The organism is Tamlana crocina (assembly GCF_012037625.1).
Genome location: NZ_JAAVJS010000159.1, coordinates 1 through 504 on the forward strand (window position 1 = coordinate 1; position 504 = coordinate 504).

Below are 504 nucleotides of genomic sequence, written 5' to 3' on the forward strand. Positions count from 1 at the left end.
ATATGAAGAGGCTATACCTTATTTAAAGGAATACCAGGGCGAGCGTGGAAAGTGGAACAATACCGATTATTATCAGCTCGGGTACGCTTACTTTCAGCAGGAAGATTATGAGGCTGCAATTTCAGAATTCAATAAGATCATTGGCGGTTCCAATGCGGTAGCACAAAATGCCTACTATCACCTTGCACAGTCATACCTCAAAACAGACAAAAAACAGCAGGCACTTAACGCTTTTAAGAATGCCAGTGAAATGGATTTCAATGCAGAAATTAAAGCCGATGCTGCTTTGAACTATGCAAAACTCAGTTATGAAATTGGAAACAGCTATGCCAGCACTCCGCAGGTGTTGATGGATTATTTAGAGGCATATCCCAATTCTCCGGCAAAAGATGAAATCAATGAACTGCTGGTCAATTCATTTATCACTTCCAAAAATTATGAGGAAGCCATGCGTTTGCTGAAGGGGAATAGAAACTTTCAAAATAATGTGGTTTACCAACAGGT

1 protein-coding gene is annotated in these 504 nt (G+C 40.1%); it reads left to right on the forward strand.

Annotation, left to right across the window (positions count from 1 at the left end; genetic code table 11):
• On the forward strand, nt 1-504 hold a 504-nt coding region (locus HC176_RS16115), incomplete at both ends, for a tetratricopeptide repeat protein (protein ID WP_167920023.1).